This window comes from Embleya sp. L77, assembly GCF_055557415.1.
Map to the genome: position 1 here is coordinate 6,055,464 of NZ_CM145709.1, position 15,944 is coordinate 6,071,407.

The following is a 15,944-nucleotide window of genomic DNA, read 5'->3' on the forward strand; positions in this document are numbered from 1 at the left end:
TCACTTACCTCCGTCGCCGCGCGCGGGGGCGGGCGGTCCGGCGACGCCGGTGTCGAGTGCGCGGGTGTCGAGTGCGCCGGTCGCGGGCCCGCCGGTCGTGGGGGCACCGGTGTCGGGCCCGCCGGTCGTGGGGGCACCGGTCGCCAGGGCGCCGGCTTCGAGATCCGGCGGTGGGTGGGCCGTGGTGTCGGGTCCTCGGCCGAATCGGCGCGACCAACCGCCCTTGCGGAACACGCCGCCGCGGACCGCGAGGAAGAGGATCACCACGGCCTGGAGCACGGCGGTGAGCTGCTGCGGCACCGCGGTCTCCTGCTCCATGCCGAAGCCGCCGATGGTCAGCGCGGCGAAGAAGAACCCGGCGGCGACCGTGCCCAGCGGGGACGCGGCGGCCAGCAGCGCGGCGAGCAGGCCGGTCCAGGTGTAGCCGGGCGTGGTCAGCGCGCCGTCGACCATGCGGTACGGGAAGCCGAGCACGGTGATCGCGCCGACCAGGCCGGCCAGCGATCCGGACGCGAACATCAGCCGCAGGGTGAGCCGGGACCGGTCCACCCCGGCGTAGCCGGCGAAGCGCGCGCCCAGGCCGGTCATCCGCACCTCGTAGCCGGCGGCGGTGCGATGGTCGACCACGAAGTAGACCACCGCGGCCAGCACGATCAGCACGATGCCCACGCTGACCCCGGTGCCCGCGCCGGATCCGGCGGCGAACTCGGGCAGCTTGACGCCCTCGGGCAGCCGCTCGGTCTGCGGGATCCCGGAGCCCTTCTGGAGCAGCGGGAAGCGCACCATGTAGGACACGAACGACATCGCCGGATAGCTCAGCAGCAGGCTGCTGACCAGCAGCGGGACGCCGCAGCGCGTCTCCAGGACGGCGGCGAGCGCGGCCCACAGGCCACCCGCGAGCATGCCCGCGAGCAGGGCCAGGACCACGGTGATCGCACTGGGGAAGGGCGAGTACAGGCCGACCGAGACGGCGGCCAGACCGCCCAGCACGAGTTGGCCGTCGCCGCCGAGGTTGACCAGGCCCGCGCGCAGCGGGATGGCCAGGGCCAGGGCGAGGCCGACAATGGGGATGCACTCGCCGAGCGTGTCGCCGATGCCCTCGGAGCCGAACGCCCCGGTGAGCACCGAGCGGTACGCGGTCAGCGGGTCGGCGCCGGTGCCGGCCAGGATGATCGCGCCCAGGATCAGCGCGGCCACGATGGACACGGTGACCGGGGAGAACACGGCGCCGCGCACCCGCAGTGCCACTCGTGCGACCGGACCGGATGGATGCTCGGTGGCCGTACCGGCCTTGCTGGCAGTCATATCTGATAACCCGTCAGGCCTGGTGGGCGGTGGTCGGTGCGGTGGGGGAGGCGTCGGCGCCGGAATCGGGGTCGGCCGCGGCGGCCGAACGGGCCGGGTTGCCGCCCGCCATGGCCAGGCCGATGGCGTGCACATCCGCCTCGGCGCGCGGCAGTTCGGCGACGATCCGGCCCTCGTACATCACCAGGATGCGATCCGACAGCGCGAGGATCTCGCTCAACTCGGCGGAGACCAGCAGCACGCCGTGGCCGGCGTCGCGATACTCGACCAGCCGCGCGTGGATGTTCTCGATCGAGCCGATGTCCACGCCGCGGGTGGGCTGCTCGACCAGCAGCAGCGGCGCGTCGTGGGTGATCTCCCGGCCGAGGATGGCCTTTTGCTGGTTGCCGCCGGACAGCGTGCCGATGGTCACGGCGGAGGACGCGGCCTTGACTCCGAAGCGCTCGATCACGCGCGCGGCGTGCTCGCGGATCGCCGTACGCCGCAGGAAGCCGCCCCGGCCGGCCAGCGGCGGGGTGCGGTGGAAGCCCATCGCGAGGTTGTCGGCCAGCGAGGCGTCGCGGGCGGCGCCGACGGTGGCCCGGTCCTCGGGCACGTAGGCCAGGCCCGCGCCGCGGCGCCGCTGTACCGAGGCGCCGCCGACGTCCTGCCCGGCCACGAGCACCCGGCCCGCGGCGATCGGGCGCAACCCGGCCAGCGCCTCGACCAGTTCGCTCTGCCCGTTGCCGGCCACGCCCGCGACGCCGACGATCTCGCCCGCGCGCACGGTCAGCGACACGTCCTCGACCAGCGGCTTGGCGCCGCGCCCGGCGGACACGGTCAGGCCGCGCACGTCGAGCACGTCGGCGGCGGGGGTGCCGGCCGGGTGGGTGCGGTCCAGATCGATCCGGCGGCCGGTCATCGCGAGCGCGATCTCGGCCGGCGTGGTCTCGGCGGTGGCGAGCCGGGCGGTGACCCGGCCGTCGCGCAGCACGGTGACCCGGTCGCTGACCGCCATCACCTCGCCCAGCTTGTGGGTGACCAGCAGGATCGTGCGGCCGGAGCGGGCCAGGCCGCGGATGACGTCCAGCAGGCGGTCCGCCTCGGCCGGGGTCAGCACGGCGGTGGGCTCGTCCAGGATCAACACGCGCGCGTCGCGGTAGAGCAGCTTGAGGATCTCCACCCGCTGCTGCACCCCGACCGGCAGGTCCGCGACCCGGGCGTCCGGCGGCACGTGCAGGCCGTGCGTGTCGACCAGTTCGGCGACCCGGGCCCGCGCGGCGGCCCGATCCACCAGGCCGCGCCGGGTGGGTTCGCTGCCGTAGACCACGTTCTCCGTGACGGTCAGCGACGGGAAGAGCTTGAAGCCCTGGTGGACCATGCCCAGTCCGGCCGCGATCGCCTGCACGGGCGAGCCGAAGGAATGCTCGGTGCCGCGCAGCAGGATGCGGCCGGCGTCGGGCCGTTGCAGGCCGTACAGGATCGACATCAGCGTCGACTTGCCCGCGCCGTTCTCGCCCATCACCGCGTGGATCTCGCCGGACGCGACCCGCAGGTCGACCCGGTCGTTGGCCAGCACGCCCGGGAAGCGCCGGACGATGCCGCGCATCTCGACCTCGGCGATGTCACCGGGGGCGGCGGCGTGCTGATCGTTCATCGGGCGTCTCTCCGGTCGAAGGGGGCTGGGGCGGGCGGGCGTTCGCCGGGGTCGGGTCTGTGGGCGTTCGTGGACCTCTGTAGGGCGTCCGTGGACTTTTGTAGGGCGTCCGTGGGCGTCCGTGGACTTTTGTGGACCACGACACCGGCGCAGCGTGGGCCCGGTCCGGTGCCGGGCGGCCCGGCGACGCGGTGAACGTCGCCGGGCGGGGCGCTACTTGGCGGTGGCCGGGTCGGCCACGGTGACGCTGCCGGCGACGATCTGGTCGCGCAGACCGAGCACGGTCTTGAGCACGTCCGGGTGCTGGGCGATCAGGCACTGCGAGGTCTCCACGCCGGGCTCCATGCCGGTGAGCGTGATGCCGCCCTCCTTGAGGCCGTACGAGGTGACGCCGCCGGGCTTGCCGCCGGAGATCTGCTCGACGCCCTTCTCGACCGCGATGTCGGTGCGCTTGATCACGTTGTCCACGACCGTGCCGGGCGCCGCCGAGCACTGGTTGACGTCGACGCCGTACGCCTGCACGCCGGCCGCCTTGGCCGCGTTGAACACGCCGAGGTTGCCCGCGGCGGAGGCGGCGCCCATGATCTGGTCGACGTCCTTGGCCTTGAGCGACGCGGTCTGCTCGCTGGCCCGGGCGGGGTCGTTGAACGGCTTCTGGCCACCGACGAACAGCTGGGTGAAGGCGCTCGCCGGGTTGGTCTGCTTGGCACCCGCGCCGAACGGGTCGGAGAAGCGGCGGATCTGCGGGCTGTCCAGCGCGACCACCGCGCCGACCTTGCCGCTCTTGGTCAGCAGGCCCGCCTCGGCGCCAGCGAGGAAGGTGCCCTCGTGCTCGCGGAAGGTCGCGCAGGTGATGTTCGGGTACGGCTTGCTCGTGCACGAGTCGACGAACAGGAACTGCTGCTTCGGGTTGGCCTCGGCCTGCTGGGCGAGTACGTCGGCGAACTCGAAGCCGACGGCCACCACGACGGCGGGCTTCTGGCGGACCGCGGCCTCGACGTTCTGCTGGATCGCGCTGGTGTCCTTGCTCTCCAGCACGGTCGCGCTGCCGCCGGCCTTCTTGGCCGCGTTCTGCGCGCCGGTGGCGGCGAGCTTGAGGAAGTCGTTGACGCCGATCGGTTCGGGCGTCACCAGCACGACGTTCTTGGCGGAGTCCCCGCCGCCCGTGCCGCCGGCGGCCGGCGTCTTGTCCTTGTCGGCGGAGGCGTTGCACGCCGTGGCGGCGAGCGCGGTGCCGACGACGACGGCGGCCACGGCCAGGCGGTGACGGGAGGTGATGCGGTACATGAGCGTCCTTGGGAGGAGAGTCGATCCCGGCGGGGCGGCCCGGAGTCGGCGGTTCGGGGGGCGGAACCTCGCGGTCCCGTCGGTCTCGGCGCCCGATGGCGCGTTCGGTTCCGCGGGCTGTGCTGCTAGTGACTGTGCTGGCTGCGCTTGCTGCGGTTGCTGTGGGGGCTGCGGTGCGTTCGCGTGCCGTGATCGGTGGTCGGCGCGATCGATCGGATGCGGTCGAGTGCGGTCGAGTGCGGGCGATCAGGCTCGAACGATCAGCAGGGGCGCCGGCAACAGCGGCCGGTGCGGCGGCTACGGAGGCCGCGGCCGATACAGACGCCGCGGAGGTCGCGCCTGTCGAGCGGAAGCGGCGGACGGTCACACGCCATGGAGCGGCCGCGGCACTCGATACGTACGGCGTCGCAACGCCACGTTTCGGCCACAGCCGGCTCCTTTCCGGTCGCACCAGTCCGAGACTTGATGTGATGATCACATCCGACTGGTTTCGGGGGAGGTTAGCACCCTCACCAGGCACTTCTCGCGCTTGTTCACAATGTGGACTCATTGTCCACGATGTGAACAATGGGTTACCGCGACGATACGCACCCGTCCCGGATGCCGGGCGCGGGTCGGGAGCGCGTTTGGGTGCGACGTAGCATCCGTAGTGCGCCACCGCGTGCGCTCGCTCCCACCCGCGGTCCGCCGCCGGGTCGGTGACTTCGCACACGTTCGCGGCCACCGCGTCCGCCGCGCCCGCCCGGCGCTCGCTCATCCGCCCGGAAAGGACCCCCGATGGCCTCCGAGATACGCTCGCTCGCCTGGCACGGCACCGGCCTGCGCCTGCTCGACCAGACCGCGCTGCCGCAGCGGGTCGTGTACCTCGACATCACCGACGTGGACGCGCTGATCGACGCGATCCGCCGACTTGCGGTGCGCGGCGCACCGGCCCTGGGGGCGGCCGGCGCGTTCGGTGTCGCGGTGGCCATGCGCCAGGGCGCACGCGAGGGCTGGGACGCGGGCCGGCTGGCGGGGGAGATCGCCCGGATCCGGGACGCCCGACCCACCGCGGTCAACCTGGCCGGCGGCGTGGACCGGGTGTTGCCGTTCGCCGCCAAGGGCGTGGAGGCGGTGCTCGCCGAGGCCGAGGCGGTGGTCCGCGAGGACGTCGAGGCCAACCACGCGATCGGCCGGCACGGCGCGGACTGGATCCTGTCCCGGGTCGAGCGCCGCCCGCTGCGCGTGCTGACCCACTGCAACACCGGCTCGCTGGCCACCGCCGGCTGGGGGACCGCGCTCGGCATCGTCCGCGAACTGCACGCGCGCGGCGTGCTGGAGGTCGTCTACGTGGACGAGACGCGCCCGCTGCTCCAGGGATCGCGGCTGACCGCCTGGGAGTTGGCCCAGGAGGGCATCGCGCACCTGGTCCAGCCGGACGGCGCCGCGGCGAGCACGATCCTGCGCGGGCTGGTGGACGTCGCGGTGATCGGCGCGGACCGGATCGCCGCCAACGGTGACACCGCGAACAAGATCGGCTCGGTCGGCGTCGCGCTGGCCTGCGCCGACGCGGGCATCCCGTTCGTGGTCGCGGCGCCGCTGACCACGTTCGACGATGCGACGGCGCACGGCGACGAGATCACCATCGAGGAGCGGCCGGAGTCGGAGGTGCTGGAGGTGGCCGGCGTCCGGGTCGCCCCGGCCGAGTCACGCGCCTTCAACCCGGCCTTCGACGTCACTCCGGCTCGGCTGATCAGCGCGATCGTCAACGAGACGGGTGTGCGGGAGTACTGATTCGGGCGATGGGGAGAGCGGTGCTCTGGTGCGAGCGGTGCTCTGGCGCGGGAGCAATGCTCCGGTGCGAGAGCGGTGCTCTGGAGTGAGCGGTTCTCCGGTGCGGGAGCGGTGCTCTGGTGCCCGCGGTTCTCTGGTGCGGGCGGTTCTCCGATGCGGGAGCGGTGCTCTGGTGTGAGAGCGGTGCTCTGGTACGCCGGTTGAGAGAGCAGTGCTCCGGTACGAGAGCGCTGCTCTCGTGCGCTCGTTTGGGAGAGTGGTGCTCTGGTGGCCGGGGTGGGTAGTACGCGGGCTGGTGCCGGGGGAGAGAGCGGCGCTCCGGTGCAAGAGCAGTGCTCTTGCGGGTCAGGGAGAGCGCGGCTCCAGTCGAGAGCACTGCTCTGGCGCGCTCGCTTGGGAGAGTGGCGGCCTGGTAGATCCGCGAGTGCAGTGCTCCGGGCCGGTGTGCCCGCGAGGGCGCTGCTCCGGTGAGAGAGCGCTGCCTTGATGCGAGAGCACTGCTCTGACGCTCTTGCCTGGGAGAGCGGCACTCTGGTGCGAGAGCAGTGCTCTCGCGCGCTTGCTGGGAGAGCGCTGCTCTGGTGCGAGAGCAGTGCTCTGGCGCGCTTGCTTGGGAGGGCGGTGCTCCTGGCGTGTCGGGGCGAGCGGCGCTCCGGTGCGAGAGCAGTGCTCTGCTGTCCTCGCTTGCGAGAGCGGTGCTCTGGTGGGCTCGGGTGGGCGGTGCTCCGATGTGTCCGCGAGAGCAGTGCTCCGGTGGGCTTCGGAGGGAAGCAGCCCTCGCCTGGGCTGAGGAGATGAGCCGGACCTATGTGCCGGGCGGGGCTGATGACCGCGAGAAGTACGGCCGTCTCGCGTTCCGCACGTCCCCGACAAGCTGGCTCGTGGAGCAGACGCGGTCGGTCTGGTCCGAAGGCACCAACAGCCCCACCACGCTCTCTGATCACATGCGCATCTGCGTCGCCGAGCTGGTGAGCGCACGAGAGCCGGTCCCCGCCGATCCCCCATGAAGGGCCGGCTGCGACGGTGAACGACCGCGGCCTGATCGAGTCGGTGAACGACACGCTAAAAGGCCGGCTCGACTTGGAGCAGCACGGCCCAGCCGGACCTTCGAGGACGTCGCCGTCCGCGTTCTTTGATCGGCCTACGACCACTGACCACATCGGAATAACTCGTCTAGTAGGTCCGCGAGAGCAGGGCTCCGGCGCGCCGGCGAGAGCAGCGCTCTGGCGCGAGAGCACTGCTCTGACGCGCTTTGTCTTGGAGGGCGCTGCTCTCGCGTGAGAGCGGTGCTCTGGTGGGTTCGGGTGAGCAGTGTTCACCTGCGTCAGGTGAGCAGTGCTCCGATGTGAGAGCACTGCTCTTATGTGCGTGGGGGCCTTCGCCCCGGGCCGCGGGACCGGGGATGCGGCCTCGCCGTGTCCCCGGTGTGCCCCCTGTACTCGGCCGCGGGGCCGGGCTTGATTGCGGTTGGGCTCAGCCTTCGGCGATGCGGTATTCGAGGAGCCATTCGACGACCTCGACGTGGTGGCGGGCTCGGATCGGGTCCTCGCCCCACACGTACATCCCGTGCGAGGCGACCACGACGGCCGGTACCCCGGGGACCAGCGCGGCCTCGAGTCGGTCGCCGAGTTCGGTCATGTCCTGGCTGTTGGCGATCACCGGGATGGTGACCGTTTCGTCGTGCGCGGAGCGGCCGATGCCCTTGAGCATCTCCAGGTCGCGCAATTCGATCCCGGCCGGCCAGCGCCGACCCGCGCGCACCGCCGAGACGGTGTGTACGTGGAAGACCGCGCCGGCGCCGGTCAGCGCCACCACCCGCGCGTGCAGGCCGGCCTCGGCGGACGGCCGGCGCGGCGGCGTGCCGGCCTCCTCGGGGACCGGCTCGCCGGATGCGTCCACCACGACCAGGTCGTCCGCCGCCAACTCGCCCTTGTCCAGCCCCGAGGCGGTGACCGCGAGCCGCAGCGGCTCCCGGGAGAGCACCACGGACAGGTTTCCGGAGGTGCCGCGCATCCAGCCGAGTCCGGCGAAGCGCGCGGCCTCGCGCGCGAGGGTGGCTCCGGCGGCGGCGCGCACGGAGGCCGGGACCGGGGCGGGGTTTCCGGCGTCGGGGGTCGTCATGGGGGTCCTCACTGTTCAACACTGTTCACAGTCCGGTCGATCCGGCTCACAGTGTGGTCGAACCGGCGGATCGGGCCATCATTTCACCCACGCCTTGACGAAGCCGGATCGGTACCGGTCCGACCGCCCGCGTCGGAGCTGGCGCGGGGCCGGGCGGGTCGGGCGGGCCCGGCGGCCGCGTGGTTCACGAAGGTCGCCTGCGGGTTTGGCTGTCGTGTCGCTGGATCGGACTGTCCTCGCGCGGCAGTCGCCGGCGGTCGGCCAGCGCGAGGGGTGGGTCGGCGGGCCCGGCTGCCGCATGGTTCACGGTCGGCTGCGGGTTGGGCTGTCGTGTCGTTGGATTGGACTGGTCTCGCGCGGCAGTCGCCGGCGGTCGGCCAGCGCGAGGGGTGGGTCGGCGGGCCCGGCTGCCGCATGGTTCACGGTCGGCTGCGGGTTGGGCTGTCGTGTCGTTGGATTGGACTGGTCTCGCGCGGCAGTCGCCGGCGGTCGGCCAGCGCGAGGGGTGGGTCGGCGGGCCCGGCTGCCGCATGGTTCACGGTCGGCTGCGGGTTGGGCTGTCGTGTCGTTGGATTGGACTGGTCTCGCGCGGCAGTCGCCGGCGGTCGGCCAGCGCGAGGGGTGGGTCGGCGGGCCCGGCTGCCGCATGGTTCACGGTCGGCTGCGGGTTTGGCTGTCGTGTCGTTGGATTGGACTGGTCTCGCGCGGCAGTCGCCGGCGGTCGGCCAGCGCGAGGGGTGGGTCGGCGGGCCCGGCTGCCGCATGGTTCACGGTCGGCTGCGGGTTGGGCTGTCGTGTCGTTGGATTGGACTGGTCTCGCGCGGCGGTCACCGGCGGTCGGCCAGCGCGAGGGGCGGGTCGGCGGGCCCGGCTGCCGCATGGTTCACGGTCGGCTGCGGGTTGGGCTGTCGTGTCGTTGGATTGGACTGGTCTCGCGCGGCGGTAGTCGGCGGTGGGTCAGCGCGAGGGGCGGGTGGGCCCGTGGTTCACGGTCGGCTGCGGGTTTGGCTGTCGTATCGCAGGATCGGGCTGTCTTCGCGGAGCAGCCGCTGGCGGTAGGCCACCGCGAGCCAGGCTGCCTCGCGGTAGGCGGCCTCCAACTCGTGGTAGACGGTGTCGATCAGGGCCGGGGCGGGACCGTTGTCGGTGCGAAAGGCCAGGAACAACCGGACCGCGAGCGGATCGCCGGCCAGCGGCCGAACCGCCATGTCCGGTCGCGGGCGCGAGGTGGGTTGGCACGGCGTGACCACCTCGCCGATCGCGACCAGGGACGCGGCGGTGAGGTAATCACCGTGCAGGATCCGGGGGTTGATGCCGGCGTCGGACAACACCTCGCGCAGCCCCTCCCACTCGCCGTCCACGCTCGGGTCGACCATCCACTGGTCGTCGGCCAGGTCGGCGAGCTTGATCTCGGATTCGGCTGCGGTGGGATGATCCGGCGACATCGCGATGAACTGCGGCTCCCGTTCGACGAGTACGCGACGCCGGACTCCCTCCGGCACACGCAGCGGGAAGCCCTCGACCTCGTGCACGAACGCGACGTCGAGCTGGCCGGCGGCGACCATCCCGAGCAGCGTGCTCGCCGACACGTCCACCCGCAAGTACGTGTCGGTGGTGGGCAGTCGCAGCCGTAGTCGGCGCAGCCAGTCGGCGATCACCCGGTTCGCGGTCCCGCCGATGCGCAGGTGTGGCCCGGCGGTTCGGATCGCCTCGGCCTGGGTGTCGATGACCAGCGCACTCATCTCGGCCATGATGGGTCGGGCCCGATGCAGCATCGTGAGGCCGAGGGGAGTGGGTCGGCTGCCGTTCCGGTCGCGGACGAACAGGGGCGCGCCCAGGGCGTTTTCGATTCTTCTGAGCTGCGCGGTCAAGGACGGCTGGGTCATGCCGAGCAACCGGGCCGCAGCGTGCAGGCTGCCGGTGTCGCCGATGGCACACAGTGCGCGGAGGTGCCTCACCTCTAGCTCCATGATGCGGAGGATAGGACGCACTATCGCGGTCGTACCAGACACCGGCGGGCGCGGGATCCGGGGGCGGGGCGTGAATCTTCCGTAACACGATGCGTGAATGTGCGGTGACGGTCCGGGAACGAGCGGTGATACGACGGCGCTATCGCCGATTGTCATCATCCGGGCCGGACCGGGCTCCCGTGAGACTCGTTGCGCACCGAACAGGTCTTCGGCACCCCAAGGAGCCCCCCATGTCCCCAGTGCGTCCCCGGAATCCCCGTAAGACCGTGATCACCGCAATACTCGGCCTCGGCCTCGCGGCCGGGCTGGTCGCCGCGCCCTCGGCGGCGGCCGGCGACGACGGAGTGGCGGCCCCCCTCCGCGCCTCCGCGCAGTACTCCGGCCAGGAAGACCAGGCACAGAACCAGGCGTTCTTCGACGCCGTGCTGAAGTCGGTGGCGGGCAAGCGTGCCGCGACGGGCAACTCGGCGGCGGTGGTCACCGTCACCTACAGCGCGGCCAGCGCACCCACCTTCCGCACCCAGATCGCCCGTTCCGCGCAGATCTGGAACAGCTCGGTCACCAACGTTCGCCTCCAGGAAGGCAGCAACCCGGACTTCCGGTACTACGAGGGCAACGACTCGCGCGGTTCGTACGCGAGCACGAACGGCCACGGCAGTGGCTACATCTTCCTCGACTACCGGCAGAACCAGCAGTACAACTCGACCCGGGTCACCGCCCACGAGACCGGACACGTGCTCGGTCTGCCGGACCACTACTCGGGTCCGTGCAGCGAACTGATGTCCGGCGGCGGCCCCGGCCCGTCCTGCACCAACCCGAACCCGAACGCGACCGAACGCGCGCGGGTCAACCAGCTGTGGCGCAACGGCCTCGCGGCGCTTGCCGCTTCCGCAGCCTCCTGATCCGAATCCGAACGGGCGGCGCGCACCCGGATGATCCGGGCTCCCCTGTGCGTCGTTCCGTCACCTGATCCGGCACCCGGCCATCGCCCCCCGCGGTGGCCGGGTGCCGTTCCATGGCTGGGCCGCGGGGGTCATCGGGCGGGCCGTCGGGCGCGTCGAGGCCCGGCGTCGGCTTTGTCCTCAAGCGCCGGACGGGCTGAGTTGGTCGTGCGGACCCGGTGGGTTCGTGGGGTCGCTTGGTGGGTCCTCAAGCGCCGGACGGGCTGGGGGGTTGGGCGCCCGGGGTTGGTCGTTCGGCACCGGTGGGGCCGCCTGGCCGGTCGGTACGTTGTCCTCAAGCGCCGGACGGGCTCGGGGTTGGGCAGCCCCCGGGTTGCTGGCGTGGCGCCGGTGGTTTCGCCGGGCCGGTCGGTGCGTTGTCCTCAAGCGCCGGACGGGCTGGGGGGTTGGGCGGCTCGGGTTGGTCGTGCAGACCCGGGGGAGTTGCCGGCCGGTTGGTGGGTTGTCCTCAAGCGCCGGACGGGCTGGGGGCGCCCGCCCGGGGTTGGTCGTGCGGCACCGGTGGGGCCGCCGGGCCGGTCGGTACGTTGTCCTCAAGTGCCGGGCGGCTGGAGGGTTTGGGCGGGCCGGTCGGTCGTGCGGCACCGGTGGGTTCGCGGGGGCGGCGGGTGCGTTGTCCTCAAGTGCCGGGCGGGCTGGAGGGTTTGGGCGGGCTGGGTGATTTGCTGGTCGGGCGGCATGGCACGAGTCGAGGGTGTGTCCGATGCTCACGGGCATCGCGGCTTGTGTACTTCGTGGGTCGCCGACCGGGCTTCCGGGCCGCCAAGCCGAGACGTGCCGATGCGACACCGGTACACCATGGCGTTGCCATGCGCTGCCGTGTTGTCCCTGTGCTCGCGTGCCCCGAGCCCGTCGCCACACTTCGTTCGTCGCTGATCTCGCATCCGCACGCGTCTGCTGCTGCGTCCCACCCGCCCCGCGCTCCGCTCCGCGCTCGCTCCGCGCTGGCTCCGCCTCGTGCCCCGTCCCGCGTCCGCTCCGCCTCTCGCCGGCTCCGCCCCGCCCCGCGCCCGCTCTGCGCCCGCTCCGCCTCGTGCTCCGTCCCGCGCCCGCTCTGCCTCGCTCCGCCCCTCGCCGGCCCGGCCGCGCTCCGCCCCGCCCCGCGCTCCGCCTCGCGCCTGTCCCTCGCGCCCGCCCCGTGCCGTGGCCGGCCTGGCCAAGGCACCGGGTTGTGGCGGTGCGTTTGGTGTTGGGGTGGTCGTTGGGTGGGGCTCGTGTGTTGCTTGGTCTTGGGTGTCGGTCTGTCCCGTGGGGGTTTGTGTTGGTGGGGCGGGAGGATGGGGGGATGGTTGGGGAATTGGTGCCGCTTGTGGTGGTGGATGCGGCGAATGTGGTCGGGTCGGTGCCCGATGGGTGGTGGAAGGATCGTCGGGGGGCCACCGAGCGGTTGCGGGACGGGTTGGTGGGGATGGCTTCGGGTGGGCTGCCGGGCGGGGCGAGTGTGCCGGAGTGGGCGCGGAGTGGGCCGTTGGATGTCGTGCTGGTGGTCGAGGGTGCGGCCGGCGGGGTTGCCGAGGTGCCGGGTGTGCGGGTCGTACGCGCCTCGGGCAGTGGCGACGACCGGATGGTCGAGTTGGTCGCGGCCGAGCACGCGAGTGCGCCCGCGCGTCGCTGTCTCGTGGTGACCGCCGACCGCGGCCTGCGTGACCGGGTGCGCGCGTTCGGCGCCGAGGTGACCGGTCCGCGGGCGGTGCGGCCGGGCTGATTCGGGTCCACCCCCGGATGGCGGATATCGTGAGGTACGGCGGCCCGCCCACGCGGGGCCGACACCCCGAGGTCCCGTCCGCGCCGCCGGCCGTACTCGACACCCCGCCCCGTGGGCAATCGCCGGAGGAAGCATGACCACCAACCGAGTCCGCAAGGGCGTGATCCGAGGCCGGATGGCCGCCTCCGGCGAGTCGTACGTCGTCGCCGCCCGCCGGATGACCGTCCCGCGCGGGTCCAAGGCCCCCGACACCCGGACCGCCGCAGCGCTGGCCACCCGCTACTGGGAGCCCGCCGAGAGCTTCGACCTGCCCTGCCCGTGCGGCGGCACCTGCGCTCCCGGCGAGCGCTGCACCCGTTGCCACGCGACCTACCGGCACGCCGCCCGAATCCCCGGCAGCGACACCGACGTCGAGGTCTGGCAGGACCGGTACGACTGCACCGGCTGCGCGAACAGCTACTCGTTCACCGTGACCCTCCCGGACCGCCCCTGGGGCACCGTACAGACCGTCCCGCGACGCGGCGGCCAGGAACCGGTGGTCCGGATCAAGCCGTTCGAGGGCATCGACCACCCGAACCTCCGGGGCTGAGCCCGCGGCGCCGTCAGGGATCGGCGGGCCGGTCGGACACGCCGGCCGGTGTTGGTCGAGCGGAACGGTGGCGAAGGAGTAGATAGACGCGCGGTACGTTCGCGCCCGCGCAGGGGGGCGGCGCCGCTGCGCCGGATGATCCTGGCGCAGAGCGCGCGGGAGACCCGGATGAGCGCGCCGGAGACCCGGATGATGTCGCCGCCCCACGGGGTCGAGCTGTTGCTGACGGCCTGTGCTGCCCCGGCCTCGGCCCGGCCCGGCCCGGCCTCGCCTCGCCCCGGCCCGGCCCGGCCCGGCCTCGCCCCGCCCCGGCCCCGGCCCCGGCCCCGGTCCTCTGGTGGGTCCGCCGGGGACGTCGGTGTACGGATTGCGGATTTCACTGGCCGGGGGGCAGGGGCTCCTTGCCCTTCACGGGCTCCAGTCGGAAGCGTTGGTCGGCGGTGCCCGAGCAGAGGGCCTGGGCCGCCTCGGCCTTGACCGTGGTTTCGTGGGGGCCGCCGAGGATGCCGATGCACAGGCCGCTGTGGACCGGGCGGAGCCGGAAGACGCCCGGGTCGACCGGTTCGATCAGGAAACGCTCGTGGGCGGAGCCGGCGCAATCCTCGGGGCCGAGCAGTGCGCCGGGCGCCGTGATCGCGTCGTCCACCCGCAGGCAGCCGACGCCGTCCACCGGGTTGCGCCACTTGATCAGGTAGACGTCCGGCGCCACGGCGACCAGGTAGGTGTCCGGGACCACGCCGTCGCACGGGCGCTGGACGGCGATCGGGCGGTCGGTACGGCCGTTGCGTTCCCTGCCCTCGCCCAGGCACAACGACCCGTCGGCGATGTGGGTGGGCTTGATCAGGTAGAAGCCGTTGCTGAGCCGTTTGGGGAAGGCGGCACTTGCGTTACCGTCCCCGTTCCCGTCTCCGTCGCCGGTGCCGTATCGGACGGCGCCGATCACGCCGATCGCGATCAGGAGGCCGGCCACGCCGATGGCGATCGGAATCAGCCGCCGGCGGCGGCGCCGGATTGGCAGGGGTGGTGCGGCGTCCGGCACCTCGGCGGGCGGGGGCGTCGCGGGCTGTTCGCTCACCCGGCCCGCCGCGAGGTCCTCGCGGACCGTCAGCCAGTGGGCGGCGGCGTCCGCGTCCAGACCGCAGGCGAACACCAAAGCCTCGACCAGATCGGCCCGGGGGAGGGTGCCGCGACCGAGTGCGGCGGCGACCGTGCTGGCGGGCAGCACGTGCCCGGACGCCTCGGCCTTGGCCGCCAGTTGACGGTATGTCAGCGCCGACCACTCGCGTAACTCACGTAACGCGGCCACGTACTCCGCGGCGGTGGTTGCGCTGTCCGGCCGGGGAGCCGTGTCGTCACGCCGTGTCACAGAGACCCCGTTCGTTCACGTGGAAGAGTACGCGCGGTAGCGAATGCGGCACCCATCGTGCCGGCAGTTCGCCGAGTCGGGGAGTCCCAGAAAAGGAGCAAACCGGACGGAAATCCCGTCGTCCGCAGGCATGTTGGCACCCGGCCGGAGTGAACCCGTGGGTCGGTGATTGGTCTGAACCCCCTGTCCCGAACGGATCGGGACACCTGCCGGCCGACGCCGTGACCTGCCGGGACAGGCGAGCGCCGTCCGGGACAGCCGAATCGGCTCGGCGACGATCGCGTCGAACCCGCACAGTGGGGTCGGCCGACGGGTCGGGCCGCCGCGCGAGAGCGGTGATCGGGGGTGGCGGGCCGACCCGTCGGGGGGCTGGTGCGGCGGCCCGGGTCCGACCGACGTCCTGGCCCCGGTGGGCCGGCGCGCACCGGGCGGCGGTGATGCGGTACGAAATCACCTGTGAACGACGACGCCCCGACCCCGCCCCGGACCGTACGACTGTTCGTGGCGCTGGCCCCGCCGGACGACGCCAAGGACGAACTGGCCCGGGCGCTGCGGCCGGTCCATGCCGCGCACCCCCGGCTGCGCTGGAACCGGATCGAGGACTGGCACATCACGCTGGCCTTCCTCGGCGAGGTACCGGTCGACGTGGTCGAAACACTGCGCGCACCACTGGCCGAGGTCGCCGCCGTGACCCGGCCGGTCGGCCTGGAACTGCGCGGCGCGGGGCAGTTCGACGAGCGGGTGTTGTGGAGTGGCGTGTACGGCGAACGGGACGCGCTGCACACCCTGGCCGACGCGGTTCGCGGCGTGATCCGGGCGGGCGGCGTCGCGTTGGCGGACCGACCGCTGCGGGCACACCTGACGCTGGCCCGGGCCCGCCGGGACAACCCCGACGGCATCGCGGCCGCCGCCCGCGAACTGGCCGGTTTCGTCGGCCGCCGCTGGTCGGCCCGGCGACTGCACCTGGTCGGCAGCAACTTCGGCCGCGGCCCGGGCCCGATCCACTACCGCGACGTCGACTCCTGGCCGCTGACCGGCCGTTGACCGGCTGCCGATCGGCCGCGGACCGGCCGGCTCGGTCACGGACCGGCCAGGTCGGCCGCCGATCCTCAGGATCCCGGCGACCGCGCCGATCCTCAGGCTCCCCGCGACCCCGCCGATCCGGTCGGCCCGATCGTTCGACCTTCGGCACCCGGGGCCACGGCTTCGACGCCGTCATCCGCCGGGCCG

General features: G+C 72.8%; 12 protein-coding genes and 1 pseudogene. 7 read left to right on the forward strand and 6 right to left on the reverse strand.

Features of this window, described 5'->3' with window-relative positions:
• From ACZOOI_RS25850 to ACZOOI_RS25860, 3 genes are all read right to left on the reverse strand, one after another.
• Positions 1-1,305, reverse strand: coding sequence for an ABC transporter permease (locus tag ACZOOI_RS25850; protein WP_465278075.1), 1,305 nt, complete (start codon positions 1,303-1,305; stop codon positions 1-3).
• 13 nt (positions 1,306-1,318) lie between these two features.
• On the reverse strand, positions 1,319-2,941 hold the full coding sequence (locus ACZOOI_RS25855; protein ID WP_465278076.1) for an ABC transporter ATP-binding protein: 1,623 nt from the start codon (positions 2,939-2,941) through the stop codon (positions 1,319-1,321).
• Between the two features lie 213 nt (positions 2,942-3,154).
• Positions 3,155-4,228, reverse strand: coding sequence for a BMP family ABC transporter substrate-binding protein (locus ACZOOI_RS25860; RefSeq protein ID WP_465278077.1), 1,074 nt, complete (start codon positions 4,226-4,228; stop codon positions 3,155-3,157).
• Between the two features lie 777 nt (positions 4,229-5,005).
• Between ACZOOI_RS25860 and mtnA the strand changes: the two genes are divergently transcribed.
• The 3 genes and pseudogenes from mtnA to ACZOOI_RS25875 all read left to right on the forward strand — a co-directional run.
• Complete coding sequence (gene mtnA / locus ACZOOI_RS25865; RefSeq protein ID WP_465278078.1) at positions 5,006-6,001, forward strand: S-methyl-5-thioribose-1-phosphate isomerase; 996 nt, start codon at positions 5,006-5,008, stop codon at positions 5,999-6,001.
• A 794-nt stretch (positions 6,002-6,795) separates the two neighbouring features.
• Positions 6,796-7,008, forward strand: a complete 213-nt coding sequence (locus ACZOOI_RS25870) for a hypothetical protein (RefSeq protein ID WP_465278079.1) — start codon at positions 6,796-6,798, stop codon at positions 7,006-7,008.
• Positions 7,009-7,033: 25 nt separating this feature from the next.
• Positions 7,034-7,131 (forward strand): annotated as a pseudogene (locus tag ACZOOI_RS25875) (IS982 family transposase); the annotation flags it as partial.
• Positions 7,132-7,474: 343 nt separating this feature from the next.
• Here ACZOOI_RS25875 and mtnB read toward each other — a convergent pair.
• Both mtnB and ACZOOI_RS25885 read right to left on the reverse strand, forming a co-directional pair.
• On the reverse strand, positions 7,475-8,122 hold the full coding sequence (gene mtnB / locus ACZOOI_RS25880) for a methylthioribulose 1-phosphate dehydratase (protein ID WP_465278080.1): 648 nt from the start codon (positions 8,120-8,122) through the stop codon (positions 7,475-7,477).
• Between the two features lie 986 nt (positions 8,123-9,108).
• Positions 9,109-10,092 (reverse strand): LysR family transcriptional regulator, encoded by a 984-nt coding sequence (locus tag ACZOOI_RS25885; RefSeq protein WP_465278081.1) that lies wholly within the window; start codon positions 10,090-10,092, stop codon positions 9,109-9,111.
• A gap of 230 nt (positions 10,093-10,322) precedes the next feature.
• Between ACZOOI_RS25885 and snpA the strand changes: the two genes are divergently transcribed.
• From snpA to ACZOOI_RS25900, 3 genes are all read left to right on the forward strand, one after another.
• Positions 10,323-10,994 carry a snapalysin gene (gene snpA, locus ACZOOI_RS25890; RefSeq protein WP_465278082.1) on the forward strand — a complete coding sequence of 224 codons (672 nt, stop codon included), beginning with the start codon at positions 10,323-10,325 and terminating at the stop codon, positions 10,992-10,994.
• 1,345 nt (positions 10,995-12,339) lie between these two features.
• The gene (locus ACZOOI_RS25895) at positions 12,340-12,759 is read left to right on the forward strand and encodes a PIN domain-containing protein (protein WP_465278083.1); all 420 of its coding nucleotides are present in this window, start codon (positions 12,340-12,342) and stop codon (positions 12,757-12,759) included.
• Between the two features lie 133 nt (positions 12,760-12,892).
• On the forward strand, positions 12,893-13,348 hold the full coding sequence (locus ACZOOI_RS25900; RefSeq protein WP_465278084.1) for a hypothetical protein: 456 nt from the start codon (positions 12,893-12,895) through the stop codon (positions 13,346-13,348).
• Between the two features lie 376 nt (positions 13,349-13,724).
• On the opposite strand, the gene ACZOOI_RS25905 is transcribed toward ACZOOI_RS25900, so the two are convergent.
• Positions 13,725-14,714 carry a hypothetical protein gene (locus tag ACZOOI_RS25905; protein WP_465278085.1) on the reverse strand — a complete coding sequence of 330 codons (990 nt, stop codon included), beginning with the start codon at positions 14,712-14,714 and terminating at the stop codon, positions 13,725-13,727.
• A 456-nt stretch (positions 14,715-15,170) separates the two neighbouring features.
• Between ACZOOI_RS25905 and thpR the strand changes: the two genes are divergently transcribed.
• On the forward strand, positions 15,171-15,758 hold the full coding sequence (thpR, locus tag ACZOOI_RS25910; protein WP_391581826.1) for an RNA 2',3'-cyclic phosphodiesterase: 588 nt from the start codon (positions 15,171-15,173) through the stop codon (positions 15,756-15,758).
• Positions 15,759-15,944 lie beyond the last annotated feature (186 nt).